The following is a 718-nucleotide window of genomic DNA, read 5'->3' on the forward strand; positions in this document are numbered from 1 at the left end:
CTTAGAAAAGACCATCATCGTTGACCCTTCGGTGCGCGGTAAAATCGACGTTCGCAGCTACGACGTGTTAAACGAAGAGCAATATTACAGCTTCTTCCTTAACGTGTTGGAAGTGTACGGCTATGCAGTCGTAGAAATGGACAACGGCGTACTCAAAGTCATCAAAGCAAAAGACTCTAAGACCTCTGCAATCCCTGTTATGGGTGATGGCAGCGCAAAAGGCGATAGCGTCATCACTCGTGTGGTTGCTGTGCGAAATGTCTCTGTTCGTGAATTGTCACCGCTATTGCGCCAGCTGATTGATAACGCCGGTGCGGGTAATGTGGTTCATTACGATCCAGCTAACATCATCCTGATCACCGGTCGTGCAGCGGTAGTAAACCGTCTAGCAGAAATCATCAAACGCGTTGACCAAGCTGGTGACAAAGAGATCGAGCTAGTAGAGCTTCGCAATGCCTCGGCTGCTGAAATGGTTCGTATCGTAGAAGCCCTGAACAAAACGACCAACCAAAAGAGTACGCCTGAGTTTCTTGAGCCAAAAATCGTCGCGGATGAGCGTACGAACTCGATTCTGATTTCTGGCGATCCGAAAGTACGTGCACGCCTGAAACGTTTGATTCGTCAACTTGACGTAGAAATGGCAACGAAAGGTAACAACCGAGTGGTTTACCTTAAGTATGCAAAAGCAGAAGACCTAGTTGATGTACTGAAAGGTGTC

General features: G+C 47.8%; 1 protein-coding gene. It reads left to right on the top strand.

Features of this window, described 5'->3' with window-relative positions; genetic code table 11:
• Positions 1 to 718 (top strand): secretin N-terminal domain-containing protein (locus R7Z50_RS27245; RefSeq protein ID WP_318149715.1); only part of this gene is annotated, 718 nt, incomplete at both ends.

The organism is Vibrio sp. 1249-1, from assembly GCF_033340495.1.